Below are 24,943 nucleotides of genomic sequence, written 5' to 3'. Positions count from 1 at the left end.
ACGGGTGCACCGGCAGGGCGGCGAATCAGTCCGATGCTGCTGGGCCGGGCTTTCCGCCTAACACCACGACCGGCCTGTAACCGCTGTGTCCGCGATCGGGTCGTACCCTGGATTCATGCCGGAGGTTCTGACCGTGAGTCCTGTCGATCGGGTGCTCGAGGTGGTGGCGGGGCGGCGGTTGACGGTGTTGACCGGGGCGGGGTTGTCGACCGACAGTGGGATTCCGGATTATCGGGGGCCGAGTTCGCCGCCGCGCAATCCGATGACATATCAGCAGTTCGTCGGGGATCCGGTGTTCCGGCAGCGGTATTGGGCTCGTAATCACGTCGGGTGGCGGCGGATGGATGCCGCGCGGCCCAATCCCGGACATCGCGCGCTGGCCAGGCTCGAGCGAGCAGGCATCGTCAACGGCGTGATCACCCAGAACGTGGATCTGCTGCACACCAAGGCGGGCAGTCGCCGCGTGATCGACCTGCACGGCACCTACGCGCGGGTCCGCTGCCTGAACTGCGAGTCCCTGATCTCCCGGATGACACTGGCCGAGCGGCTCGAGGACGCCAATCCCGGCTTCGCCGAATCGCTCACCGACGGACTCGAGGTCGCGCCCGACGCCGACGCGGTCGTCACCGATACCGCGCACTTCCGCATGATCGACTGCGCCCACTGCGGCGGAATGCTCAAACCCGACATCGTCTACTTCGGCGAGAACGTGCCCAAGGACCGCGTGGCAGAGGCGTACGCACTGGTCGACGACTCCGAGGTGTTACTGGCCGCGGGTTCCTCGCTCACCGTCATGTCGGGCCTGCGCTTCGTGCGGCACGCGGCCAAGACCTCGCACCCGGTCGTCATCGTGAACCGCGGCCGCACCCGAGGCGACGACCTCGCCGATCTCACCGTCGACGCGGGCTGCTCGGAACTCCTCACCGCGCTGGCGGACCACTTCACCGCCACACAGTAAGCCCCCGGTATCACCCGTCTTGTCCGCGACATCCAAGCCTTCTCCACGACGCCCGGGCCTTCTCCACGACGCCCGGGCCTTCTCCACGACGCCCGGGCCTACTCCACGACGCCCAGGCCTACTCCACGACGCCCGGACCTTCTCGCGACGCCCAGGCCTACTCCACGACGCCCGAGTCTTCTCCGCGTTATCCCCGGGCCTTCTCCGCGATATCCGGCGCATGCCGGAGTGAAGGCGGTAGCCGTGTCCCGATCTACGCCGCGCGAACGCCCGAAACCTGCGAACGCACAACGCCCGCAACGGAATCGCCGGTGATCTCGGCCAGGCGAATGTAGGTGGCACGCAGGTCACGGGCGAGTTCGGCGGCCAGGCCCAAGCGGATCTTGCCGTGCTCGCAATCGACCACGACACCGGTCACGCCGTCACCGGCCAGCACACGGGCGGCAGCGCGCGCACGCGGGACCGGATCCGTGCCGCCGGTGGCACGGCCGTCGGTGAGCAGCACGACCATCGCACGCCGCTGTGGATCCCGAACGCGCTCACGCCGAATCACCGCACGCGCCTCGACCAGACCGTGCGCCAGCGGCGTCTTACCCCCGGTGCGCAACCCCGCCAGCCGCCGCACCGCGATATCCACCGAGGACGTCGGCGGCAGCACCAACTCGGCCTCGCTACCGCGCATGGTGATCACCGCGACCTTGTCCCGCCGCTGATAGGCATCGCGCAGCAGCGCCACGATCGCGCCGGTCACCGCCGAGAGCCGATCGCGCGCGGCCATCGAACCCGAGGTGTCGACCACGAAGATCACCAGATTGCCTTCGCGCCCTTCGCGATACGCGCCGCGCAGATCCTCCGCCGCGAGCGCGAGCGGTCCGGTGAACCGGCCGCGAGCCCGCTGGTGTGGCGCGGCGGCGAAGACCGTACCGAGCAGATGCAGTCCGGCGGCGGCATCGGGCACGGCCCGCACGACGCGCCCGTGCCGGGTGCTGGCCCGGGAACGTCGTCCCGGCGCACCCTCACCGACCCCCTGCACCTCCCAACGAGGCGGTCGCGCAACAGAATTCGCCGGAGTACCGGTCCGTCCCTCGGGGGCGCCGCCGCCGGGTCCGCCGTCCGGATCGTCGTCGGGATGCTCCGAACCGTCCTGCCCGGGTGTCGGATCATCGGGTTGCGAGTCCTCCGATTCGCCTGCGGGACCGGAGGATTCGTCCGAGTTCGATTCGGCCCGCCCGGCCTCCTCGGCAGCCTGCCGCATCGCCTCCTCGAGCTGCTCCTCGCTGATACCGGGCTCGTCGAACGGATCGCGCCGACGCCGGTGCGGCAGTGCGAGTTCCGCGGCGATCCGCACGTCATCAGCTGTCACGCAACGACTTCCACGCCACGCCGCATGCGCCGTCGCGGTGCGCGCGACGACCAGATCCGCCCGCATACCGTCCACATCGAAACTGGCGCACAGCGCGGCGATCCGCCGCAGCTCCACATCGTCCAACTCGACCTCGCCGACCAGTTCGCGAGCGATGAGAATCCGGTCGGCGATCTCACGATCCGCCTCGGCGTACCGGTCGGCGAACGCGTTCGGATCGGCCTCGTAATCCAACCGGCGACGCACGACGGCCATCCGCACATCCACATCGCGGGAGGCGGCCACGTCGACGGTCAACCCGAACCGGTCCAGCAACTGCGGCCGCAACTCCCCCTCCTCCGGATTCATCGTCCCGACCAGCACGAACCGTGCCGGATGCGAATGCGACACCCCGTCCCGCTCGATATGCACCCGCCCCATGGCCGCCGCGTCCAGCAGCACATCGACCAGATGGTCGTGCAGCAGATTGACCTCGTCCACATAGAGCACGCCGTGATGCGCCGCCGCCAGCAACCCGGGCCGAAACGCCTGCTCCCCGTCCCGCAGCACCCGTTGCAGATCCAGCGACCCGACCACCCGGTCCTCGGTCGCCCCCACCGGCAACTCCACCAGCCGCGCCGCCCGCTCCCCGCCCCGCTCGTCGGCCACCGGCGGCAACAGCTGCGCCAACGCCCGCACCACGGTCGACTTCGCCGTCCCCTTCTCCCCGCGCACCAGCACACCCCCGATCCCGGGATGCACCGCACAGAGAATCAACGCCAGCTGCAACCGCTCCTGCCCCACCACCGCCGAAAACGGAAACCCGGCCTCCCCCGAGGCGGACACGGAACTGACGGCGACATCGACAACGGACTCGGACACGCCCCAACTCTATTGCGCACCCCCAACCCGCCGACCCCCGCCCTCGCTGTGACCACCCCCACCCACACAACTCTTCGCAACCACCGCATCCAGGCACGAACTCTCCCGCTTCGCTCCAGACATCGCGCTCACGATCGGTTCCCGAGTAACGGACCGCCTCGCACACCAACTCGCAGCCACAACCGGCGAAACCCCGTCCGACGCCGTCCTGCTCGCCCTGCACGAACGCCTGCTCGCACAGACCGGCGGCGCACAGGTCTGCCGATCGCCGACAACCGCACCGCCGACGAGATCACCGACCAGGACGCCCCCGCCCCACACCTCCGGAACACGGCGACACCGCACGTCGATCGCCGCCCGAACGTCCGGACCGGCCACGAAAACGAGTACTCGGGAGGGTCGCTCGCTCCTCTGTCGAGCTGTCGAGGCCAGGTGGTCGTTGGCCATGGCGTGGAAGACGGCGTCCGAGATTCGGCGCTCGAGTACTCGTAATGCCTCCATGCGGCGGTTGCCGGGGGCTTTGCGTCGTGCGAGTAGTTCTCGGGTGCGGGGTGGCAGCGTGCCTGAGTGAGCGCGATTTCGGCTCCGGGGCACGTTCGGTGGTCTCGGTACGGCCGCCGATCCTGCAGGCTCAGGTGCGGCGCGACAGTCCCACCGGCCACGAAACCACTCACCCCGCAAGCGTTTTCACACCCGACCGAATAGACTGCGCGCGTGCGGGATCTGGCGGTGGGGTTCGGGTATTTGTTGCGTGGGCAGCGGTGGGTGGCCACGCATCGGCGGCGGTTCGGGTATGCGCTGGTGCCGGGGGTGATCGCGTTGGTGTTGTATGTGGTCGCGATCGTCGTGGTGGCGTGGTTCGTGGGGGACGTGGTCGCATGGGCGACGCCGTTCGCGGACCATTGGGCCTCGCCGTGGCCTGGGGTGCTGCGCGGCTTCCTGGACGTGTTGCTGCTGGTCCTGTGCCTGTTCCTGGCCGTGATCACGTTCACCGCGCTGACATTGGCGCTGGGCCAGCCGTTCTACGAGGCGCTGGCCGAACACGTGGATCGCGATCAGTCCCCGGGTGAGATGCCGCCGGGGCCGGAGTTGTCGACGTGGCAGTCGATCAAGGACGGCATCGCGTTGGTGCTGCGGGCCCTGGTGTGGGCGGTGGTGCTGTTCGCGGCCGGATTCATCCCCGTCGTGGGGCAGACGGTGGTGCCCGTGGTGGGTATCGGCGTCACCGGATTCTTCCTGGTCCAGGAACTCACCGGTGTCGCCATGCAACGTCGCGGTATCGCCCTGCGCGAGCAGTTGAAGTTGCTGCGCTCACGCCGAATGCTGGTGTGGGGCTTCGGAATTCCGCTCGCGGTGGTGTTCCTGGTGCCGTTCGTCGCGATCCTGCTGATGCCGGGCGCGGTGGCGGGAGCGACCCTGCTCACCCGCGCGGTGCGCCACGAGCCGATCGCCTAGCACATCCGAAACAGGCGGTCCCGCAACCACTTCCGGGCTGCGGGACCCGCGACCTAACCGCGCCGCATCGGAATGTGCGGAATACCGTCCTCGATGCACTCCTCGCCGTCGGTGACGAAACCGTGCTTGGTGTACATATCGATCAGATAGGTCTGCGCGTTGAGACGCACTGTGGCCGAACCGGTTTCGGCGAGCGCGGCTTGCAACAACCGGGTGGTGTACCCGTGCCCACGAGCCGCCGGCGTGGTGCACAGCCGACCGATGCGGAACGACTTCACCCCGTTCTCGTGCTCCTCGAGCAGACGCAGCGTGCTGATCGCCTCACCCTCGTCGTCGAGCCACAGGTGCCGGGTCTCGGGCAGCAGATCCAATCCGTCCAGTTCCGGATAGGCGCATTTCTGTTCGACGACGAAGACTTGGACGCGGAGCTTCAACAGCTTGTACAGGGTCGCGGTGTCCAGATCCGCGGCCCATGACCTTTTGAGAGAAACCGTTGACATCATCGCGCCTTGCTATCACATCGCTCAGCGCTGCGCGAGTTCTACCTCCGGAGTGTTCGCGGTCAGGCCGAGCGCCTTGTTCGACCAGTCCCACACCTCATGGTACAGCGCCTGGTTCTCCGAGAGCTTCACGCCCAGCGACGGAACCATGGCCTTGAGCTGCGGCGTCCAGTCCGCGTACTCGCGCGGGAAGCAGCGCTGCAACACGTCCAGCATCGCGCTCACACAGGTCGACGCACCCGGCGAGGCGCCGAGCAGACCCGCGATGGACCCGTCCTCGGCGTTGATGACCGCGGTACCCAGCTCGAGCACCCCGCCCACACCCTTGCGGCGAATGATCTGCACACGCTGACCGGCGGTGATCAACTCCCAGTCGTGCCCGTCGGCGCGCGGGATGAACTCCTCCATCGCGTTGACCTTGCCCGCGGGCGACTTGAGCAGCTCGCTGACCAGGTACTTCACCAGACCCAGCTCGGTCACGCCGACGCCCAGCATCGGCGTCAGGTTGCCGGGGCGGATCGACTTGAACAGGTCGACGTACTTGCCGTCCTTCAGGAACTTCGGCGTCCAGCCCGCGTACGGGCCGAACAGCAGTCCGCGCTTACCGTCGATGACGCGAGTGTCCAAGTGCGGCACCGACATCGGCGGCGCACCGACCGCGGCCATGCCGTATACCTTGGCCTCGTGCCGGGTCACCAGCTCGGGATCGGTGCAGCGCAGGAACTGACCGCTGACCGGGAATCCGGCGAAGCCCGCGATCTCGCGGATACCGGCCTTCTGCAACAGCGGCAGCGCGTAACCGCCCGCGCCGACGAAGACGAATTTCGCGTTCACCGTCCGGGTCGAACCGGTACGGGTGTTGCGCACCTTGACATCCCAGCTGCCGTCGGACTGCTTGGACAGGTTCCGCACCTCGGTGCCGAACGCGGTGTCCACACCCGAACGCCCCAGGTAGGCCAGCAGCTGCTTGGTGAGTGCGCCGAAGTTGATGTCGGTGCCCTTGGCACTCCAGTTCAATGCCACCGAATCGGAGAAATCGCGGCCCTTGGCCATCAGCGGCAGCCGCCGCGCGAACTCGTCGGACGAGTCGATGAACTCCATCCCCTCGAACAGCGGGTGCCGGGCCAGCGCCTCGTAACGCTTGCGCAGGTACTCCACGCCGTCCGCGCCGTGCGTGAAGCTGACGTGCGGAATCGGGTTGATGAATTCGGACGGCGTGTCCAGCACACCGTTCTCCACCGCGTAGGACCAGAACTGCCGCGAGACCTGGAACCGCTCGTTGATGTCGACGGCCTTGGACACGTCGACGCCGTCGGCGGTGCGGGGGGTGTAGTTGAGCTCGCACAACGCGGAATGCCCGGTACCGGCGTTGTTCCAGGGATCGCTGCTCTCGGGGGCTGCGGCATCCAGGCGCTCGAACATCGTGATCGACCAGTCGGGCTGCAACTGGCGGAGCAGTGCGCCCAGGGTGGCACTCATGATGCCGGCACCGATGAGGACTACATCGGTCTTTTCAGTCATCGCTGCGTTCGGCACGGGTACTTCGACTTCCTTGTCCTTGTGCGCGGTCGCGCCCCGGGCGGACCAACCTGGGCATTGTGTTGTGCGTCACCGGAATTCCGGCGAATACGGCGGGTTCGAGGTTACCCGTCGTTCACTTCAACCTGATTCTGCCCCTCGGCATGCCCGTTTCCGAAACCGCCACACCCGCCGCGAGCGGCGCACCTGCGCCGCGACGTCGCTGAGCGGGTCGAATATCGTAGGGGCTGTGACGAACGAAACGCCGCTGACCCGGCCGCTGACGGACTCCTGGCAGCCCGACATCCTGGGCGAGGGATACGAACAGCACCGGATCCCGCTGGGCACCGACCCGGACGGCGAGGGCACCGTCGAGGCGACCCTGGTCCGTTATCTGCCGACGACCGCGGCGGTCGAGACCACCGCCGCGGTGCTGTACGTGCACGGCTTCACGGACTATTTCTTCCAGCGGCATCTGGCCGAGCACATGGCCGCGCAGGGATATCGGTTCTTCGCGCTGGATCTGCGCAAGTGCGGGCGGTCGCAACGTCCGGGGCAGACGCCGCACTACGTGACCGATCTGGCGCTGTACGACGCGGAGTTGAACGAGTCGCTGCGCATCGTGCGCACCGAGACGGATCTGCCGGTGCTGGTGATGGGTCACTCCACCGGCGGGCTGGTGACGCCGCTGTGGCTGGATCGTCTCCAGCGCTCGGAAGGTGTTGCCGCACAAGGGATCAGCGGGCTGGTGTTGAACAGCCCCTGGTTCGACCTCCAGGGTCCGGCCTACTACCGGACCATCATCGGCGACACCGTGATCGGCGGGCTGGGCCGCCTGCGCGCGATGGCCACACTGCCCGGGCAGAAGGTCACCACCTACGGCGACAGCCTGCATCACAGCGCGGCCGGGGAATGGGATTACGACCTGGACTGGAAGCCGCTGAGCGGATATCCGGTGCATTTCGGCTGGTTGCGGGCGATCCGGCGGGGGCATGCCCAGTTGCAGCGCGGTCTGGACGTCGGCGTTCCGGCATTGATTCTGCGGTCGAAGATGACCAAGTTCATGCGCGAGTACGGACCCGCGGCCGATGTCGCGGACACCGTGCTGGATGTGCGCCAGATCCAGCGCTGGTCCGGCTGCCTGGGCGAACGCACCAATATCGTGCCGATCGAGGGTGCCCGCCACGACGTTTTCCTGTCCGCCGAGGCGGTGCGGCAGCGGGCGTTCATCGAATTGGATTCCTGGCTGCGCTGGCTGGCGGACCAGCGCGCCTGAGTAGTTACGGTCTGTCACTCACCACTGGCCGCTGCGCAGCACGATCTCGGTCGCGAATTCCTGAGCGGCTTCGACGGGCGGATCGGTCACGTCGACCTGGGTGACGCGGAATTCCCCGTAGACGTGGCGGGCCGCGGATTCGGCGATCGCACGCGGCAGTTCCTTGGTCGCGACGACGGTGGTGGGAATCTCCACGGCCGGGCATCCGGCGTCGGCGACGGTATCGTCCGCGCCGGGGGCGGCCGGATGTCCACGCCCCGCGGCGACCAGACCCATGAACCGGCCGAAACCGCGCGCGGCGAGCTGCCAGGCCAGATCCGCGCCCGCGCCGTATCCGGCGAGGTTGGCCCACGGGACGCCGAGGTCGTCCAGGATCGCGTAGATCGTCGCGGTGTCGAGTCCCTCGATCGATTCCAGCACGATCGTGCGCAGATCCGAGGTGTTCAGCCTGGCGCACACCGCGTCGTAGACGTCGGCCGGTGCGCCCGCGTCGGGCAGCAGCACAACCGCGTGCCGGAACTGTGAGCCATCGATTCGAACGGTCCAGGCACGGTCACCGACCGCGATCCGCCGTGTTTCCATGCCGCCCCACGCTACACGGCCGAACACCGGGAAACCCGGTGTCACTGGCCACGTCACCGAGGCCGTCGCGAGCTCGGCCACGCACTGTCACCCGAACGTTGCGTGGACCACTCCCGGCCGGTCAGGAGGCGGTTCTCACACGGCGCGGTCAGCTATCCCGACTTCGCGTAGCGGTGAGTATGGGCAGACCGGTGGGGGCGCCGGTTGTCATCAGACGTTCCAACTCACCGGTGTCGAGATGTTCTTCGATCAGGTCGGCGAGCAGGTCGAGTTGGGCTTCGCGTTCGGCGACGGCCGAAACATCTTCGGCGACAACGAATCCTGATCGTCCGGCCTGTGCGGCGACCTCGCGCAACCACGATCGGCGGAACTCGTCGGATTCCATCAGGCCGTGCAGGTGGGTGCCGCGGATCGCGCCGCGCGCGCTGCCTTCGGTACGGCCGTCGTCGAGTTCGAGCCAGGCCGGGTCGCCGGTGCGGCGGGCGCGGCCGTAGTGGATTTCGTAACCGCGCAACGGGATTCGGGTGTCGGCGGCGCGACCGGTGGTGTGGCGCAACACCTTCGGCTCGGTGAATTCGATGTCCAGATCCAGCAGGCCCAGCCCGGCGACCTCGCCCGCGCTCGATTCGACATCGTCCAGGATGCGGCGGGCCAGCATCTGATAGCCGCCGCAGATGCCCAGGATCGGCCGTCCGGCGGCGGCCCGCGCGCACAGGGCGTCGGCGATTCCGGTGCGGCGCAACCATTCCAGATCGCTCACGGTGGATTTGCTGCCCGGCAGCACCACCAGGTCGGCGTCGGCCAGCCGGGACGGGTCGCCCGCCCAGCGCACCGAGACGCCGGGTTCGCAGGCCAGCGCCTCGACGTCGGTGGAGTTGGAGATGCGCGGCAGCCGGATCGCCGCGACGGTGAGCCATTCGGTCCCGAGCGGTGGGCGCGGGCGGCCGACCGGGGCGTCGGCGACGGTGCCGAGGGAATCCTCCGCATCGATCCAGAGATCTTCGGCGAAGGGCAGCACGCCGAGCGTGGGACGTCCGGTGAGTTCGGTGAGCGTGTCCAGGCCCGGCCGCAGCAACTGGACATCGCCGCGGAACTTGTTGACGATGAATCCGCAGATCAGTTGCTGATCTTCGGGTTCCAGAATCGCGACGGTCCCGAACAGATGCGCGAGCACACCCCCGCGATCGATATCGCCGACCAGGACGACCGGCAGTTCCGCCGCCCGCGCCAACCCCATATTCGCCAGATCCGTTGCCCGCAGATTGATTTCGGCGGGCGATCCGGCCCCCTCGCAGATCACCACATCGAATTCGGCCCGCAGCGCGGCCAATTCGTCGGCCACCACCGCGCGCAGTTCGCGCCGGCGCCGGAAATAGTCCCGCGCCCCCACGGTGTCCACCGCCCGCCCCCGCACCACCAGTTGCGACCGCCGGTCACTCCCCGGCTTCAGCAGCACCGGATTGAACCGCACACTCGGCTCCAACCCGCACGCCCGCGCCTGCAACGCCTGCGCCCGCCCGATCTCCCCGCCATCGAGCGCCACCACCGAATTGTTCGACATGTTCTGCGCCTTGAACGGCGCCACCCGCACCCCCCGCCGCGCCAACATCCGACACATCCCTGCCACCACAACACTTTTCCCTGCGTCCGAGGTTGTCCCGGCGACCAGCAACGCCCCGTTCACCCCACCACCGAACCTCGACGAGAGCGTCCCGGCACATCCGCCGACCGCATGCTCTGACCGACCGCCAACCGTGGTATCGCACCGCGAACCGCGGGTATCTCCCGCAAACGCACACTCACATGCCCCGAGACCGCCACTTCAGTCGGCCATCCGCCCGCACCCACGCAACACTGCCACCCGCGGCCGATCGCTGCGGCAACCCGCATCTGCCCCGCGCTGAACATCCGTATGGCACAGTCACACTCGTGAACGGCCGAAGAGTCGCAGCACACCGCGCTCATCCGTCGCCCCAGCACAGCGAGCCGCGAGAGGCACTCGCGTTCACGGGAGGGTGAGGATTTCCGCGCCGGTGTCGGTGACGACGAGGGTGTGTTCGAACTGGGCGGTCCACTTGCGGTCCTTGGTGACGACGGTCCAGCCGTCGTTCCAGATCTCGTAGTCGATGCCGCCGAGGTTGATCATGGGCTCGATGGTGAAGGTCATGCCGGGTTCGATGACCGATTCGATGGCGGGCTGGTCGTAGTGCAGGATGACCAGGCCGCTGTGGAAGGTGGGGCCGACGCCGTGGCCGGTGAAATCGCGCACGACGCCGTAGCCGAAACGGTTGGCGTAGGACTCGATGACGCGCCCGATGACGTTCAGCGCCCGGCCCGGCCGCACCGCCTTGATCGCCCGCATGGTCGCCTCGTGGGTGCGCTCGACCAGCAGCCGCACCTCCTCGTCGACGTCACCGGCGAGGAAGGTCGCGTTGGTGTCGCCGTGCACGCCGTCGATGTAGGCCGTGACATCGATGTTGACGATGTCGCCGTCCTCGATGAGCGTGGAGTCCGGAATGCCGTGGCAGATCACCTCGTTCAGCGAGGTGCAGCAGGATTTCGGAAATCCCTTGTAGCCCAGCGTGGACGGGTACGCGCCGTGATCGCACATGTACTCGTGCGCGATGCGGTCCAGATCGTCGGTGAGCACGCCGGGGGCGACGGCCTTGCCCGCCTCCTGCAACGCCTGCGCGGCGATCTTGCTGGCGAGACGCATCTTCTCGATCGTCTCGGGCGTCTGCACCCAGGGCTCGCTGCCCTCGTTGACCGTCTTCTTCCACGCGTACTCCGGACGCGCGATCGACTTCGGGACCTCACGGATCGGGGACTGAACGCCGGGAACGAGCGGCTTGCGAGTGCGGACTGCCATGCGACAAGAGTATCCGCACCCACCGACAGGAATCTCGCTACTCCACCACCCCGACCCCGGCGGAATTTATCCGGACCACGGTCCGTTTAGGCTGTCGACATCGGCAGTACGGGAGGAAGAACAATGGAACTGGGACTGACGACCTTCGCCGAACGGCACGCGGTCGGCGATCGCCCCGCACCGAGCGCGGGCGAACGGTTGCGCCACGTCGTCGAGGAGGCCGTCGCCGCCGAACGCGCCGGTCTGGACGTGTACGGCGTCGGCGAACACCACCGCGCGGACTTCGCGGCGTCCGCACCCGCGGTCGTGCTGGCGACCATCGCCGGACGCACCGAACGGATCCAGCTGACCAGCGCGGTGAGCGTGCTGAGCTCGGCCGATCCGGTACGCCTGTACCAGGAATTCGCCACCCTCGACCTGCTCTCGGACGGCCGCGCCGAACTGATGGCCGGGCGCGGCTCCTTCACCGAGTCCTTCCCACTCTTCGGCTTGGACCTCTCCGACTACGACGACCTCTTCGACGAGAAGCTCGGCCTGCTGCTGCGCCTGCGCGCCGACGACCCGGTGACCTGGTCCGGACGTTTCCGCCCGGCGCTGCACGACACCGTGGTCCACCCCCGCACCGACCGCCCGCTCCCGGTCTGGATCGCGGTCGGCGGCAGCCCCGAATCGGTGGCGCGCGCCGGTCTGCTCGGCCTCCCCCTGGCCATCGCCATCATCGGCGGCCAGCCCGCCCGCTTCCGCCCCCTGGTCGACCTGTACCACCGTGCCCTCGAACAGGGCGGCCACGATCCCCAACCGATCGCGGTGCACGCCCACGGCTACCTCGCCGACACCGACGAACAGGCCGTGGCCGACTTCTACGCCCCCTACGCCGCGGCGATAAGCGGACTGGGCCGCGAACGGGGCTGGGGCGCAATGACTCCCGACCAGTTCGAAGCCCTGCGCTCCCCCGCCGGATCACTCTTCGTCGGCACCCCCGACCGCGTCGCGGAGAAGATCGCCGAAGTTCGAGACACCCTCGGCCTGAGCCGCTTCATGCTGCACCCGAGCGTCGGCACCCTGCCCCACGACAAGGTCCTGCACACCATCGACCTACTCGGCGAGAAGGTGGCCCCACAGGTCCGCTGAGCGAATGTCATTCCCGCAGATGCGTTTCGAAGGCCATGCGATCACCGCGATAGAGCGAGCGGACGCGTTCGATAGGAGCACCGTCGGCGTCGACCGTGCGGCGGTGCAGCAGGATCATCGGCAGGGCGGTGGTGCATTCGAGCAGGGCCGCTTCGCGGGGGGAGGCCAGCACGGTCTCGATGCGTTCGACGGCCGAGCCGAAGGTGACACCCGAAGCTCGGATGGCCGCGTAGAGCGAGGTGGTGGGGTCGTAGGTGGCGCGGAGGCCGCCGAAGCGGGCGGGGGTGAGGTAGGTGCTCTCCAGCCCGACCTTCTCGTCGTCGGCCAGCAGTACGCGTTCGAGGTGCATGACCGTGTCGCCAGGTGGGATGTCCAGTGCGGCAGCGGTTTCCGGGTCGGCGGGCACATCGTCCCAGCCGACCAGCAGGCGGCCGGGGCGACGCCCCAGGCCGATCGCGCCCTCGGTGTACGAGCGCAGCGACAGGGGCTGCACCATCTTCGGGCGGGACACTACCGTCCCGCGCCCCTGACGGCGAATCCTGCCCTGCACCAGTAGTTCTCGCAGCGCCTGCCGGACGGTCTCGCGCGCGACCTCGAACCGCGCGGCCAGTTCCCGTTCGGGCGGAACCGGATCCCCCTCGCCCAGCCGGTCCAGGATCGCCTCGATTTCGGTCCGCACCCGGTACGCCTTGGACATGGGCACGAAATCGGCGCGGGCGCCGGGGATTTCCGGGGTCGTCGATGCTGCGGTCCGCGCGACGGGCAGCGCCCGTGCGTCACTCGCGAGATCGGTCACGGCACAATTCTCGGTAATCCGGTTCTCACCGCGCACACCGCCCCTGCGTGCGGCGCAATCACTCGCATTCACCCCTACAGCATACCGCAATTGGTCTATACCAATTGTTAACCCAGTGTTGGCACAGGAAACACCCTACGGTCTAGACCATTGCGCATCATTTGAGCATGCGATTGGTCATCATCGGCGGCGGCATCCTCGGCACCGCGCATGCCCTGACCGCGATCGGGCGCGGACATACGGTCGTCCAGCTCGAACGCGAGGCCGAGGCGCGCGGCGCGACGGTCCGCAACTTCGGCCTGGTCTGGGTATCGGGCCGCAGCGCAGGCGAATTGGCGTTGACGCTGCGTTCGCGCCAGCTCTGGGAGGAGATCGGCGGCCGGGTGGCCGGGGTCGGCTTCCGCCCCGCGGGCTCGATCACGCTGGTGCGCACCGCCGCCGAACTGGCCGTCGCCGAGGCCGCCGCGGCCGGGCCGAGCGCCGACGAGCGCGGATTCGAACTGCTCGATCCGGGCCGCGTGCGCGAGGTCAATCCGGCGCTGCGCGGCAAATTCCTTGCCGGACTGCACTGTTCGACCGACGCGGCGGTGGAGTCGCGCCAGGCCATGCCCGCCCTGCGCGCGTTCATGCAGCGCACCGACCGCTACGCCTTCCACGCCGGCGCCGAGGCCCGCGCGATCGGCGGCGGCGTCGTGGTGGACGATCACGGTCGCCGCTTCGAGGCCGATCTCGTCCTGGTCTGCCCAGGTGCGGCGCATGCGGGCCTGACCCGAGAACTGGTGGGCGACATACCCGTTCGACGCGTCCGCCTCCAGATGATGCAGACCGCGCCGCTGGGCGAACCGCTCACCACCGCCATCGCCGACGGCGACAGCTTCCGCTACTACCCCGGTTTCGCGGGCGACGCCCTGGAACGGCTGAAACTCGAAGAGGCCCAGACCTTCACGGCCGCGCAGCACCGCATGCAACTGCTGTGCGTGCAGCGCCTGCACGGCGGCCTGACCATCGGCGACACCCACGAATACGACGAGCCGTTCGGCTTCGACGTCGACGAGGCCCCCTACGAACACCTCACCGCGGTGACCGAGGAACTACTCGGCCGCCGCCTGCCCCCGATCGTGCGGCGCTGGGCCGGTGTCTACAGCCAGAGCATCGACCCGAACGCCATCGTCACCCGCGCCCAGGCCGCCGACAACGTCTGGGTCGTCACCGGTCCGGGCGGGCGCGGCATGACCCTGGGCCCGGCCATCGGCGAGGAAACCGCCGACCTGCTGAACCTCTGACGGTCACCACGGTCTCGCATACAGGAAAGGAAATACCTTGTCCGACAAACGAATCGAACTGGCCGTCCTGGACATGGCCGGCACCACCGTCGCCGACGGCGGCCTGGTGCTGCGCGCCTTCGACGTCGCGGCCAGCGCCGCGGGCATCCCCGCGCAGGGCCCCGAACGCGACGCGGCCACAGATTACGTGGTGCGCACCATGGGCCAGTCCAAGATCACCGTGTTCCGCGCACTCCTGCACGACGAGGACCGCGCCCAGCGGGCCAATCGCGCCTTCGAGGCCGCCTATGACGAGTTCGCCGCCGAGGCGACGCCGATTCCCGGTGCGGCACAGGCGATCACGCGACTGCGTGCGGCCGGGATCAAGGTCGCGCTGACCACCGGTTTCAGTCGCGGCACCCAGGATCGCCTGCTCGACGCGCTGGGCTGGCACGAGATCGCCGACCTGACCCTGTGCCCGGCCGAGGCCGGACGCGGCCGCCCCTACCCGGACATGGTGCTCACCGCCCTGTTGCGCCTGGGCGCGGACGCGGTGGATCGCGTTGCGGTACTGGGTGATACGGCCAGCGATATCGAGACCGGCCTGGCCGCGGGCGCCCGCGTCGTGGCGGGCGCCCTCACCGGCGCGCACCCCGAAGACCGGCTGCGCGAAGCCGGAGCCACCCACATCGTGCCCTCGGTGGTCGAATTCACCGACCTGCTGTTGGCCGAACACTCCTGACCCTCTAACCGACCTTCCGCTCTGAACGAAAGTTGCAGTCACCGTGCGTATTTCGATCTCCCGCCTCGCACGCGCCGCGTTGATCGCGGGATCCGCCGCGACCCTGGTCCTGTCCGTCGCGGCCTGCGGCGGCACCGGTACGAGTACGACCGACGGCAAGACCGTCACCGTGTACTCCGCCGACGGCATGGCCGATTGGTACAAGCCCGAATTCGCCGAATTCACCAAGCAGACCGGCATTTCGGTGAACTACGTGGAGGCCGGATCCGGTGAGGTGGTGAACCGCGTCGACAAGGAGCAGTCCAACCCGCAGGCCGATCTCGTGGTGACGCTGCCGCCGTTCATCCAGAAGGCCGCCAAGCAGAATCTGTTGCAGGCCAGCGGCGTCGACACCAGCGCGATCGCCGCCGCCGACAAGGATCCCGGCGGTAAGTACGTCACCCTGGCGGGCAACTACCTGACCTTCATCGCCAACCCGTCCGTGCACACCGACGGCCTCACCTGGGACGATCTGCGCAAGCCCGAATACAAGGGCAAATTGCAGTACTCGACGCCGGGCCAGGCCGGTGACGGCACCGCGGTTCTCGTTCTGCTGCAACAGCTCTACGGCAAACAGGGCGCACTGGACTACCTGGGCAAGTTGCAGGCCAACAACGTGGGTCCGTCCTCCTCGACCGGCAAGTTGCAGACCAAGGTCGACAAGGGCGAACTGCTGGTCGCCAACGGCGATATCCAGATGAACCTCGCCGAGATCAAGAACAGCGGCGCCAAGTTCAACCTGTTCTATCCCGCCACCGCCGACGGTAAGCGCAGCACGGTCGCCCTGCCGTACGTCATGGGCATGGCCAAGAGCGCACCGCATCACGACGCGGCCGCGAAGCTGATGACCTTCCTGCTCTCGGCCGACGTGCAGAAGACCCTCGGCCCCGACGCGATGGCCGTCTCGGCGCGCACCGACCTGAAGGACGCCCCCTCGGGAACGCCTTCTCCCGCTTCGTATCTGAAGGATGTCACCGTGGTGACGCCGGACTGGAACAAGGTCCTGGACGATCTCGACAGTGATGTCGCCGCGTATCAGAAGGCCACCGGCAGCTAGCCCGAAACCCCCAGGAGCGCAGCATGTTCGCACCGGCGACCACCGGCACCGACGCCGCCACCGGAATCTCCACCGAGCCCGCGATCGTCTTCGATCGGGTCGGGGTCAGTTACGGTCGCGGCCGCCGGGCCACGACCGCCCTGGCCGAATTCACCCTGCGGGTGGCCGCCGGTGAGACGGTCGCGCTCCTGGGGCCCAGCGGGTCCGGCAAATCCACCGCGCTCAAGGCGCTGGCCGGATTCGTGCGGCCCACCTCGGGCTCGGTCCGGCTGGCCGGGCGCGATGTGACCGATCTGTCGCCCGCCAAACGCGGTATCGGCGTCGTCGTCCAGTCCTACGCGCTGTTCCCGCACATGAGGGTCTTCGAGAACGTCGCCTTCGGGCTGCGCTCACATCGCGTGCCGCGCAAGGAGATCGGCGATCGGGTCCGGGAGGCGCTGGAGATGGTCGGCATGGCCGACTACGCCCAGCGGCTGCCGCGCGAGCTGTCCGGCGGGCAGCAGCAGCGGGTCGCGATCGCCCGCGCCCTCGCGATCCGCCCCGCGGTGCTGCTGCTGGACGAGCCGCTCGCGGCCCTGGACGCGCAGTTGCGCCAGACCATGCTCGCCGAACTCCAGCAGTTGCGAAAAGCCCTGCCGGACACCGCGATGCTGTATGTCACGCACGATCAGTCCGAGGCGCTGGCGCTCGCCGACCGGATCGCGGTGATGCGCGAGGCCCGGCTGGTCGACGTGGACACCGCCGAGAATCTCTGGCGCCGCCCGCCGAGCAGTTTCACCGCGGCCTTCCTGGGCGGCGCGAATCTGTTGCCCTGCACCGTGAAACATATCGCGGGCGACACCGCCCTGGTCCAGTGCGGCGACCGCACCCTGCGCGCCCAGGCCCCGAAACCCGGTGTCGGCCAACTGGATTGGAAACCGGACGACGAGGGCCTGCTGTGCGTGCGCCCGCACACCGTCCAGACCTGCTCCACCAACGAGCGCGACGCCGTCCTGGCCACCATCGTCTCCAGAGTCTGGCGCGGCGCGACCACCAGACTCCAACTCGACGTCAACGGCCTCCCCCTCGACCTCACCGCCGACGTCCCCGGCCCCCTGGACATCGCCGACGGCGCAATCATCGGCGTCCGCCTCCCCGACCCCTCCGGCGTCCTCATCCCCACCGCCGTCGGCTCCACCCCGGGCACACCCGCATGAGCCGCCGGGAGCCCCTCCGCCGCAACGAAACCGGCGCGAATCACAGCGCACCGCACGACCTGCACTCGAATGCGATCGGACACGCCACCGGACGACCTGCGACACAGTCGCTCAGCATGCCCCCATGTCCCCCTGAGCGAGCGCTCGGGACACGGTCGCCGCAGGTGCGGACCATCATTCCTGAAGTTATTGCAACACAGCATAACTCGACCGGACCATCGGCTGCGCTTACGAGAGTGGCGGTGACACGACAGCATCTTTCGGCTACGCCCGGATCGAGATTCGAGCGCCGGTACGGGCCACACTCACGCCACTGGAGTGTCCGGATGCAAAGACATTCATCGGCAGGGGCGGCGGTCGTGTGCCCGGTCCGTGAGGGGGACCGGGCACACAGCCGTACGACATGCGACGGAAGGGAGTGGAGGGGATGAGTTCCTCGTTGGTGGTGGAGCCCGCGGTCGCGCCGGAGGCTTCCGGATCGGCTGCGACGCAGCGGAACTGGCGGCCGATCGCGTGGTCCGCGCCGCCGTTGCTGGTGGTGTTGTTGTTCGCGGTGTATCCGGTGGTGCGGGTGTTGACCGAGTCGACCGCGAAATCCGGGGCGTGGTCCCAGGTGCTGGGGTCCGAGTCGTTCCGGAATGCGTTGTGGCGCACGGTGTCCATCGCGGTCTGTTCGACGGCCGGGTGTCTGGTGCTGGGCTCGTTCGTCGCGGTGGTGCTCGCGTTCGTGCCGTTTCCCGGGTCGGGGGCGGTGGGGCGGCTCATCGATACGGTGCTGACGTTGCCGTCGTTCCTGATCACGCTGGCGTTCACGTTCCTGTACGGCACCGCGGGCGCGCTCGACGCGCTGATCGCCCGGTTCACCGGAAACCACTCCCCCGCACTGAATTTCCTGGCCACGCCGACCGGCGTCGTACTGGCCGAGATCACCTACTTCACGCCGTTCGTGGTCCGGCCGCTGCTGGCCGCGTTCGCGCAACTCCCGCGCGAGCAGTTGGACGTGGCCGCGAGCCTGGGCGCCTCACCGTGGCGGGTGCTGCGCCGCGTCGTCCTCCCCGAGGCGTGGCCCGCGCTGGCCGCGGGCGGCAGTCTCGTACTCCTGTTGACGCTCAACGAATTCGGCATCGTGCTGTTCACCGGGGCCAAGGGCGTGATCACCCTGCCCGCGCTGATCTACACCCGCGGCATCGTCACCTTCGACCTGCCCGGCGCGGCGGTGCTGGCCACGGTGCAGGTAGCCCTGTCCCTGGCGCTGTACATCGCCTACCGCCTGATCTTCGCGCGGTTCACCGTCTCCCGCACGACCCAGGAGGGCTGATCATGCTGGTGTGGACCCGACGCGGCCGCGCGCTGGTGCTCACGGCCTTCGCGGTGGTGGTGCTGATCGTGTTCGCCGCACCCATCGCCACGGTGGTGGCCGCGGCGCTGGCGGGACGCTGGACCGGCGCGCTGCCCTCGGAGCTCGGATTCGGCAATTTCCGGCACGAACTGTCCGGCGAGCAGGCCGCGAGCCTGTCGGTGAGTTTGCAGACCGCCCTGCTGGCGGGCGCGATCTCGCTGGTGCTGGGCACCTGGGCCGCGCTGGCCGCGCGCGAGTCGCCGGCCTGGTGGCGGCGGCTGACCGACGCGGTGTTCCATCTGCCGGTCGCGGTGCCCTCGGTGGCGATCGGGCTCGGCGTGCTGATCGCGTTCAACCAGCGGCCGATCCTGCTGGGCGGTACGAAATGGATTGTGATCGTGGCACATTCGGTACTCGTGCTGGCCTACGCGTTCAGCGCGGTGTCCGCGGCGCTGGATCGGCTGGATCCGAGTTTCCGGCAGGCCGCCGAATCGCTCGGCGCGAGTCCGGTGCGCGTGCTGACCCGGATCACCCTGCCACTGCTGCTGCCCGCGCTGGGCGCGGCCGCCGGTCTGGCGATCGCACTGTCCATGGGCGAGCTGGGGGCGACCGTGATGGTGTATCCGGCCACCTGGAAGACGTTGCCGATCAGCATCTTCGCCGATACGGATCGCGGCCACGTGTTCGACGCGGCGGCGGGAACCACACTGCTGGTGGCGGTGACGCTCGTGGTCCTGCTGATTCTGGGGCGGGTGCGCGGTCGCGCGGCGTTGCGTTGAACTGCTCTCGTCACCGCGTCGAGCGAGGGCTACTGCTCAGGTAACCGGCGACGCCCACCCGCGACATCGACGACCAGATCGGTGTACCCGTCCACGAGTTCGGCCAGGTGATACCAGTGTTTGTGGGTCGTATCGCTGCGGGCGCCCTCGCGGTCGATGGCCTGATTGGCGTCGACCCAGCTGCGGGCCATGCGGTCGATCACCGCGCCCAGGCTCTCGGTGTGCAGGGAGGCGCCGTTGCGGTGCTGCGGCATCGCGCGCTCGACCCAGCCGTTGATATCCCCCACGAGTTCGCCGCGCCGACAGTCGATCTCGGCCGCCACGACGGGGTCGTGCAACCGGGCGCGACGCGCGTGCATCTCGGCCAGCGCCCGCGCCGAACGCAGGAGCACCTGGTCGTCGTACCGTCGCCCCTGGAACGCGCATAACAATTGCGGCGCGGTCGGCAGCACACCAGCTATCGACATTGTCATTGCCACACCCCGAAAGCTCGGGACTGCACCAATATTTGCACCAACATAATTGGTCTCCGGATTGAGTTGTACCCGTCATCGGATCGGTGGAACAGCTCTAGGCTAACCCGAATCATGCACGCACAAATGCAAGAACGCAAGATTGCATCCGCATCGGTTCGGTCAACCTCCGTTACCTTCTACCTGGGCAAGGATCCACTGAGCCACACCGGCTTTCCGGCACGGAAGCACACCGGCCGCCCGGTTTCCGATCGTTTACTGGACACGTCATCCCGAGACCGTCCGGTACGGATCACGCGACGCCGGTATCCGATCACCGTCCGGACTCGATTCCGCCCGAAATAATCCGCACCCCGCCCCGGATTCGCCGAAAGTATGCTGAAAAGACGTCGGAAATTGCCGGACGATCACTGCGGTCGGACGGCCGAATTCCCGGTCACGGTCGGCGTGTCCGCGGCGTCGCCCAGCCGCGCGAACCCGCCGATGCACGGGGTTCGGCCCCGAACCGCACACCGGGCGAATAGGCTCTGGCACAAACACATCCACGCACGGAACGCACGACCGCATTCCGTCGAGCGCACACGGGAGAGGGCGCGATGGCAGGTAAGCGCACTGTGCTGACGGTCCAGCTCAGGCGGCTGGCGGTACTGCTGCAACAGATGCGGGAGGAAGCCGGGATCAGCAAGGAGGAGGTCAGCAAGGAGACCGGCATCAACGTCACCACGCTGTACCGGATCGAAACCGCGCAGGCCAGGCCGCAGAAACGCACGCTGATGACGATGCTGAAGCTGTACGGCGTCGCGGAGGAACGTCACGACGACGCGCTGCAACTGCTGTCGGAGGCCCTCAAACCCGGCATGTCGCGCCCGTTCGAGGCGGCGGTGTCCGAGGTGTACGCCGCCTACATCAACTTCGAGACCGAGGCGCTCTCGGCGCGACTGTTCCAGACCTCGTTCATTCCGGGCCTGTTGCAGACCGAGCGATACGCCTGGGCGATCCTGGACACCGCGATGCCCAAGGTCGAGGCGTCGGTGATCGAACAGCGGCTGCGCGCCCGGGTCGAACGCGGCAAGGTGCTTGCGCGGGAGGGCAATCCGCTCGAGCTGTGGGTGGTGCTGGACGAGGCCGCGATCCGGCGCGTCGTCGGCGGGCGGGACGTGATGCGCGAACAGCTGGAACGGCTCAGCGAATACACCAGTAAGCGCAATGTGATCCTGCAGGTGCTGCCCTTCGACGCCGGTGCGCATCCGGCCATGGTCGGCTCGTTCGTGGTGCTGGACTTCCCCGAGCCCGGCGATCCGGAACTGGTCTATGTCGAGGGGATCGCCGGTGACGATATCGTGGAGGGGCACAACGAGATTCGCCGCTTCGGGGTGATGTTCGACCAGTTGCGCGCGATGGCGTTGAGCCCGCGGGACTCGGCCGCGCTGGTTGCCGAGGCTGCCGCTCAATTACGTTGAGCGGCATCGAGTTTCAGTTCCTGCTGGCCCGGTTGTAACCGATGACGGCCGGTATCGCGAACACCACGATCGCGCCCACCGACCACGCCACGGTCGCCAGTAGCGGCCCCCGGACCGGACCTCCCAGTGACAACCCGCGCATCGCCTCGATGGCGTACGACATCGGCTGATGTGCCACCACGGGTGCGGCCCACGCCGGATAGGCCGCCAGTGGCACGAATCCGGTGGAGAAGAACATCAGCAGCGAGGAGCCGAGCGAAATCGCCTCCACCAGACCGGATCTGACGGTGAACACGGCCGCGGTGGTGACCAGCGTCGCGAACCCCAGCCCGTACAGCACGGGCACGCCGACCAGTGCGATCGCCGCCGGAATCCCTTGGTGGAAACGGAATCCCAGCGCGACACCCACCGCGAACAGCACGAGCGTGCAGACCACGATCCGCACCGCCTCGGCCAGGATGCGCGCCAGCAGACCCGAGGCGCGATGCACCGGCAACACCCACAACCGGGCCAGCAGACCCACATCACGCTCCCGGCCCAGCGTGATCGCACCCGCGAGCGAACCGGACATCACGCCCACCAACGTCACCATCGGCACCGAACCGTAGAGTGCGTTCGCGTTGGAGAACGCCGTGATCTGGTGTCCCAGCACGGTATTGAGCATGATCAGCAGCAGCGCCGGGAAGCCCAGCGACTGCACCATCGTCACCGGATCCCGACGCCATCGCACCAGCAGCCGACGCGTTTGCACCAGCGTCTGCGGCAGGAGATTCGCCCAGCGCTCGGTATGGCCGGTGACCAGGGGTAGTTCGGCGGCGGTCGTCATCGGTGCCGCCGTCCCGCGACCACGGCCGAGGCGACGCCGAACAGCACCAGCCCCGCCAGCAGCCACAGCAATCCGGGCCCGAGTATCGCCCAGCTCACCGGCCCCGGATCCCCGCTCAACGCCCGCATCACATTCACGAATCCGGACACCGGTTGATCCCGCGCGAATCCCCGGATCCAGTCCGGAAACTGTTCGGCCGGGGCGAATCCGGTGGACACCATGCCCAGGATCAGCTGCGGCAGCACCAGCGCCTGCGTGGTCGCCTCCGGACTGCGCGACAGCGCGCCCAGCAGATCGCCCAGCAGGCCCAGCAGCAGTCCGACCAGCGCCGCGAATATCACGAATCCGATTGTGTGCCAGACGGTTCCGCGGAACCGAGCGCCGATCACATATCCGCACACGATCGCCGCCGATACCGCGACGAGGATGCGGTACAGCGTGGCCGTCGTCCGCGCGACCAGCGGCGTGACCACGGACATCGGCATCGAGGCGAACCGCTCGTCCAGCCCGTCCCGCGCGTCGGTCGCCGCCCGCAACGCCGCCGCCCCCGCGCAGAACGACACCGCCTGCATCACGATCATCGGCAGCAGGAACTGCGAGTAACTCCCGACCCCGTGCCCCAGCGACATCACCCGATTCAGCGGCACATAGAACCCCAGCGTGAACACGCTCGGCGCCAGCAACGCCGTCACCAACTCCCCGTTACGCACCGAGGCACGCACCATCCGCAGCGTCAGCACCCACCACTGCCGAACCGTGGACGGCGCAACCACCACCTCGCCGCCCCCCACAACCGCGACATAAGCCTGCATCACACCGCACCTCGTTCCGACTCGAACCACCCGGACGATCCCCCCATCACACCAGAGAAAACCCCCGTACCAGCCACTTTCGCGCCGAACACCCCGCCGACCCCGCATTCCCGCCACCGCACCACCCCCGAACCACGTCCTCACCCCACCGCCGGTTCACCCCCGCCCGACATCCACGACGACACGCACGCATTCCCACGTCAGGCCCCACCGACGCGACTCACCCCACACCACCATCGGCCCCCATCCACCGCAATCACCAGAGCAGCCACAACGACCCGCTCACCCGCCCCGATCCCGCGAACTCCCACAACCACCCGCTCGCCCGCCCCGATCCCGCGAACTCCCACAACCACCCGCTCGCCAGCCCCGATCCTGCGAACTCCCACACCCCGGATCACGACATGTCGGTCTCACACCGCCTCGACGCCCTCACCCAGGGTGGAGATCCCCGCACCCTGCGGGGCGCACACGCAGCACTGGGGTCGCTGCCGAATTGTGTTGTGGGAGGACAGAGTTGAGGTACCGCGAATGCGGGGGTGCTCAGCCCTGAAGGAGATGACGATGTCGAAGCCGATCATGCCGTCCTGCGATACCCGTGTTCCCGCCCGGGCCCAGCACACCCACCCCACCGCGCCACGTCGCCGCCCGGCCGTCACGGGCCCCGACGCGCCCGACCCGCGTGAGCTGGACCGCTGGTCCAACCGCCTGGCCCGGATGCTCGTCGAGGAGGGTGCGGGCCCGGGCAGCTGGATCGTCACGGCCGGTCTCCCCTCCCTCGAACGCGCGGTCACCCGCTGGGCCATCGCCAAGGTCGGCGCGACCGCGACCCCCGCGGTCTGCACCGACACCCGCGGCCGCGCCCACCTCGGCGTCACCACGAAAGCCGCCCGCCCCACCCTCTCCCCGGACATCACCTGGCTCGTACTCGACGACCGCGCCACCCTGGTCCGCTACCTCACCGGCTCGGACGCACCCCTCACCCCCACCGAACGCGCCACCACAGCCCGGCCCCACTGACCCGCGCCAGCCCACCGCCACCAGCCAACGCCCGCGAGCACATCACTCGGCTCCGGACGCCCCTGCCCTTGATCCGAGGGGCTTCGAAAGCACTGCTCACCGGCACCGAGCGCCGCCACGAACCGAGTGTTCCGATCCGGCACGTCACCCCCCGCCCAGCCGCATTCGTACCCGCCCCAACCGGCCGCATCCGCGCCTGCGTCCGACCGTCCCCATCGCCGCCCGCGTGCGGCCCCACCCGATCGACAATCACGCCCCCACACCAGCCGGTTGCGCACCGACACCGCCACATCCATACTCATTCCCCCGCAGGCTGACGAACCACCGGCAATCGCTGCCTCCGCGCTCGCCGATCTCCCTCACCGCACCTCCACATCCTCACCGAGGGCAGCCCGCGACGACCACTGCCCACCGCAGTTCTGCGCCCGCGCCCGACCGTCGACCAACGCCATCTCGCGCCCGACCATCGACCAACACCATCTCGCACCCACGCCCGACCATCGACCAACGCCATCTCGCGCCCGACCATCGACCAACACCATCTCGCACCCACGCCCGACCATCGACCAACGCCATCTCGCGCCCGACCATCGACCAACACCGTCTCGCACCTACTCGCAGCCCGCTGA

The 24,943-nt window shown here is 68.4% G+C and carries 23 protein-coding genes; 13 read left to right on the top strand and 10 right to left on the bottom strand.

Features of this window, described 5'->3' with window-relative positions; all coding sequences use genetic code 11:
* Window positions 1-115 precede the first annotated feature (115 nt).
* Window positions 116-958 (top strand): NAD-dependent protein deacetylase, encoded by an 843-nt coding sequence (locus NRB20_RS08235; protein WP_153409171.1) that lies wholly within the window; start codon window positions 116-118, stop codon window positions 956-958.
* A gap of 253 nt (window positions 959-1,211) precedes the next feature.
* Here the strand turns inward: NRB20_RS08235 and NRB20_RS08230 are convergent, their stop codons facing one another.
* Window positions 1,212-3,182 (bottom strand): magnesium chelatase subunit D family protein, encoded by a 1,971-nt coding sequence (locus tag NRB20_RS08230; RefSeq protein WP_319944621.1) that lies wholly within the window; start codon window positions 3,180-3,182, stop codon window positions 1,212-1,214.
* Between the two features lie 121 nt (window positions 3,183-3,303).
* Here NRB20_RS08230 and NRB20_RS39520 point away from each other — a divergent pair, with 121 nt between their 5' ends.
* Both NRB20_RS39520 and NRB20_RS08220 read left to right on the top strand, forming a co-directional pair.
* A complete protein-coding gene (locus tag NRB20_RS39520) occupies window positions 3,304-3,753 on the top strand; it encodes a type II toxin-antitoxin system VapB family antitoxin (RefSeq protein WP_406603801.1) in 450 nt (149 codons plus the stop codon).
* 143 nt (window positions 3,754-3,896) lie between these two features.
* Complete coding sequence (locus NRB20_RS08220) at window positions 3,897-4,637, top strand: EI24 domain-containing protein (protein WP_319944620.1); 741 nt, start codon at window positions 3,897-3,899, stop codon at window positions 4,635-4,637.
* Window positions 4,638-4,690: 53 nt separating this feature from the next.
* Here NRB20_RS08220 and NRB20_RS08215 read toward each other — a convergent pair whose 3' ends face one another.
* Window positions 4,691-5,140 carry a GNAT family N-acetyltransferase gene (locus NRB20_RS08215; RefSeq protein ID WP_153409169.1) on the bottom strand — a complete coding sequence of 150 codons (450 nt, stop codon included), beginning with the start codon at window positions 5,138-5,140 and terminating at the stop codon, window positions 4,691-4,693.
* 21 nt (window positions 5,141-5,161) lie between these two features.
* A complete protein-coding gene (mqo, locus tag NRB20_RS08210; RefSeq protein WP_319944619.1) occupies window positions 5,162-6,673 on the bottom strand; it encodes a malate dehydrogenase (quinone) in 1,512 nt (503 codons plus the stop codon).
* A gap of 232 nt (window positions 6,674-6,905) precedes the next feature.
* Here mqo and NRB20_RS08205 point away from each other — a divergent pair, with 232 nt between their 5' ends.
* Window positions 6,906-7,931: an alpha/beta hydrolase gene (locus NRB20_RS08205; RefSeq protein ID WP_319944618.1), complete on the top strand. Its 1,026-nt coding sequence runs from the start codon at window positions 6,906-6,908 to the stop codon at window positions 7,929-7,931.
* An 18-nt stretch (window positions 7,932-7,949) separates the two neighbouring features.
* On the opposite strand, the gene NRB20_RS08200 is transcribed toward NRB20_RS08205, so the two are convergent.
* The 3 genes from NRB20_RS08200 to map all read right to left on the bottom strand — a co-directional run bounded on the left by NRB20_RS08200 (window position 7,950) and on the right by map (window position 11,382).
* Window positions 7,950-8,513 (bottom strand): alpha/beta hydrolase, encoded by a 564-nt coding sequence (locus NRB20_RS08200; RefSeq protein ID WP_153409164.1) that lies wholly within the window; start codon window positions 8,511-8,513, stop codon window positions 7,950-7,952.
* Window positions 8,514-8,661: 148 nt separating this feature from the next.
* Window positions 8,662-10,197 carry a cobyric acid synthase gene (locus NRB20_RS08195; protein WP_319944617.1) on the bottom strand — a complete coding sequence of 512 codons (1,536 nt, stop codon included), beginning with the start codon at window positions 10,195-10,197 and terminating at the stop codon, window positions 8,662-8,664.
* A gap of 321 nt (window positions 10,198-10,518) precedes the next feature.
* Window positions 10,519-11,382 (bottom strand): type I methionyl aminopeptidase, encoded by an 864-nt coding sequence (gene map, locus NRB20_RS08190; protein ID WP_153409162.1) that lies wholly within the window; start codon window positions 11,380-11,382, stop codon window positions 10,519-10,521.
* Between the two features lie 123 nt (window positions 11,383-11,505).
* On the opposite strand from map, the gene NRB20_RS08185 reads away from it, so the two are divergent.
* Window positions 11,506-12,513: an LLM class flavin-dependent oxidoreductase gene (locus NRB20_RS08185; RefSeq protein ID WP_153409160.1), complete on the top strand. Its 1,008-nt coding sequence runs from the start codon at window positions 11,506-11,508 to the stop codon at window positions 12,511-12,513.
* A gap of 7 nt (window positions 12,514-12,520) precedes the next feature.
* Here NRB20_RS08185 and NRB20_RS08180 read toward each other — a convergent pair whose 3' ends face one another.
* On the bottom strand, window positions 12,521-13,210 hold the full coding sequence (locus NRB20_RS08180) for a GntR family transcriptional regulator (RefSeq protein ID WP_153409799.1): 690 nt from the start codon (window positions 13,208-13,210) through the stop codon (window positions 12,521-12,523).
* A 266-nt stretch (window positions 13,211-13,476) separates the two neighbouring features.
* Between NRB20_RS08180 and NRB20_RS08175 the strand changes: the two genes are divergently transcribed.
* The 6 genes from NRB20_RS08175 (at window position 13,477) to NRB20_RS08150 (ending at window position 19,723) form a co-directional block, all read left to right on the top strand.
* Window positions 13,477-14,592: a TIGR03364 family FAD-dependent oxidoreductase gene (locus tag NRB20_RS08175; protein ID WP_153409158.1), complete on the top strand. Its 1,116-nt coding sequence runs from the start codon at window positions 13,477-13,479 to the stop codon at window positions 14,590-14,592.
* Window positions 14,593-14,629: 37 nt separating this feature from the next.
* Window positions 14,630-15,313: a phosphonatase-like hydrolase gene (locus NRB20_RS08170; RefSeq protein WP_153409157.1), complete on the top strand. Its 684-nt coding sequence runs from the start codon at window positions 14,630-14,632 to the stop codon at window positions 15,311-15,313.
* A 49-nt stretch (window positions 15,314-15,362) separates the two neighbouring features.
* Window positions 15,363-16,409, top strand: coding sequence for a 2-aminoethylphosphonate ABC transporter substrate-binding protein (locus NRB20_RS08165; RefSeq protein WP_319944700.1), 1,047 nt, complete (start codon window positions 15,363-15,365; stop codon window positions 16,407-16,409).
* Between the two features lie 23 nt (window positions 16,410-16,432).
* The gene (locus NRB20_RS08160; protein ID WP_153409154.1) at window positions 16,433-17,605 is read left to right on the top strand and encodes an ABC transporter ATP-binding protein; all 1,173 of its coding nucleotides are present in this window, start codon (window positions 16,433-16,435) and stop codon (window positions 17,603-17,605) included.
* Window positions 17,606-18,032: 427 nt separating this feature from the next.
* Window positions 18,033-18,923: a 2-aminoethylphosphonate ABC transporter permease subunit gene (locus NRB20_RS08155; RefSeq protein ID WP_153409152.1), complete on the top strand. Its 891-nt coding sequence runs from the start codon at window positions 18,033-18,035 to the stop codon at window positions 18,921-18,923.
* Window positions 18,924-18,925: 2 nt separating this feature from the next.
* On the top strand, window positions 18,926-19,723 hold the full coding sequence (locus NRB20_RS08150) for an ABC transporter permease (protein WP_153409150.1): 798 nt from the start codon (window positions 18,926-18,928) through the stop codon (window positions 19,721-19,723).
* 29 nt (window positions 19,724-19,752) lie between these two features.
* Here NRB20_RS08150 and NRB20_RS08145 read toward each other — a convergent pair whose 3' ends face one another.
* The gene (locus tag NRB20_RS08145; protein ID WP_153409148.1) at window positions 19,753-20,196 is read right to left on the bottom strand and encodes a DUF4254 domain-containing protein; all 444 of its coding nucleotides are present in this window, start codon (window positions 20,194-20,196) and stop codon (window positions 19,753-19,755) included.
* Between the two features lie 596 nt (window positions 20,197-20,792).
* Here NRB20_RS08145 and NRB20_RS08140 point away from each other — a divergent pair.
* Window positions 20,793-21,656, top strand: a complete 864-nt coding sequence (locus tag NRB20_RS08140; RefSeq protein ID WP_153409146.1) for a helix-turn-helix domain-containing protein — start codon at window positions 20,793-20,795, stop codon at window positions 21,654-21,656.
* Between the two features lie 13 nt (window positions 21,657-21,669).
* Here the strand turns inward: NRB20_RS08140 and NRB20_RS08135 are convergent, their stop codons facing one another.
* Both NRB20_RS08135 and NRB20_RS08130 read right to left on the bottom strand, forming a co-directional pair.
* Window positions 21,670-22,482 (bottom strand): ABC transporter permease, encoded by an 813-nt coding sequence (locus NRB20_RS08135; protein ID WP_153409144.1) that lies wholly within the window; start codon window positions 22,480-22,482, stop codon window positions 21,670-21,672.
* Entirely contained in the window at window positions 22,479-23,294 is an 816-nt protein-coding gene (locus NRB20_RS08130) for an ABC transporter permease (protein WP_153409142.1), read from the bottom strand. Before NRB20_RS08130 ends, NRB20_RS08135 begins: the two co-directional genes overlap by 4 nt.
* Before the next feature lie 564 nt (window positions 23,295-23,858).
* Here NRB20_RS08130 and NRB20_RS08125 point away from each other — a divergent pair.
* On the top strand, window positions 23,859-24,314 hold the full coding sequence (locus NRB20_RS08125) for a hypothetical protein (protein ID WP_153409140.1): 456 nt from the start codon (window positions 23,859-23,861) through the stop codon (window positions 24,312-24,314).
* Window positions 24,315-24,943: the final 629 nt, after the last annotated feature.

Origin of the sequence: Nocardia macrotermitis (assembly GCF_009604405.1) — a bacterium.
Taxonomy (GTDB): domain Bacteria; phylum Actinomycetota; class Actinomycetes; order Mycobacteriales; family Mycobacteriaceae; genus Nocardia; species Nocardia macrotermitis.
The sequence above is the reverse complement of the archived record's forward strand: the minus strand, read 5'-3'. Positions and strand labels throughout refer to the sequence as shown.

Excerpts from the sequence above, each read along its gene's own strand:
- NRB20_RS08235 (WP_153409171.1), top strand. The coding sequence starts at position 116 with ATGCCGGAGGTTCTGACCGTGAGTCCTGTCGATCGGGTGCTCGAGGTG.
- NRB20_RS08215 (WP_153409169.1), bottom strand. The coding sequence starts at position 5,140 with ATGATGTCAACGGTTTCTCTCAAAAGGTCATGGGCCGCGGATCTGGAC.
- NRB20_RS08200 (WP_153409164.1), bottom strand. The coding sequence starts at position 8,513 with ATGGAAACACGGCGGATCGCGGTCGGTGACCGTGCCTGGACCGTTCGA.
- map (WP_153409162.1), bottom strand. The coding sequence starts at position 11,382 with ATGGCAGTCCGCACTCGCAAGCCGCTCGTTCCCGGCGTTCAGTCCCCG.
- NRB20_RS08185 (WP_153409160.1), top strand. The coding sequence starts at position 11,506 with ATGGAACTGGGACTGACGACCTTCGCCGAACGGCACGCGGTCGGCGAT.
- NRB20_RS08180 (WP_153409799.1), bottom strand. The coding sequence starts at position 13,210 with ATGTCCAAGGCGTACCGGGTGCGGACCGAAATCGAGGCGATCCTGGAC.
- NRB20_RS08175 (WP_153409158.1), top strand. The coding sequence starts at position 13,477 with ATGCGATTGGTCATCATCGGCGGCGGCATCCTCGGCACCGCGCATGCC.
- NRB20_RS08160 (WP_153409154.1), top strand. The coding sequence starts at position 16,433 with ATGTTCGCACCGGCGACCACCGGCACCGACGCCGCCACCGGAATCTCC.
- NRB20_RS08155 (WP_153409152.1), top strand. The coding sequence starts at position 18,033 with ATGAGTTCCTCGTTGGTGGTGGAGCCCGCGGTCGCGCCGGAGGCTTCC.
- NRB20_RS08150 (WP_153409150.1), top strand. The coding sequence starts at position 18,926 with ATGCTGGTGTGGACCCGACGCGGCCGCGCGCTGGTGCTCACGGCCTTC.
- NRB20_RS08145 (WP_153409148.1), bottom strand. The coding sequence starts at position 20,196 with ATGACAATGTCGATAGCTGGTGTGCTGCCGACCGCGCCGCAATTGTTA.
- NRB20_RS08140 (WP_153409146.1), top strand. The coding sequence starts at position 20,793 with ATGGCAGGTAAGCGCACTGTGCTGACGGTCCAGCTCAGGCGGCTGGCG.
- NRB20_RS08135 (WP_153409144.1), bottom strand. The coding sequence starts at position 22,482 with ATGACGACCGCCGCCGAACTACCCCTGGTCACCGGCCATACCGAGCGC.
- NRB20_RS08130 (WP_153409142.1), bottom strand. The coding sequence starts at position 23,294 with ATGCAGGCTTATGTCGCGGTTGTGGGGGGCGGCGAGGTGGTGGTTGCG.
- NRB20_RS08125 (WP_153409140.1), top strand. The coding sequence starts at position 23,859 with ATGTCGAAGCCGATCATGCCGTCCTGCGATACCCGTGTTCCCGCCCGG.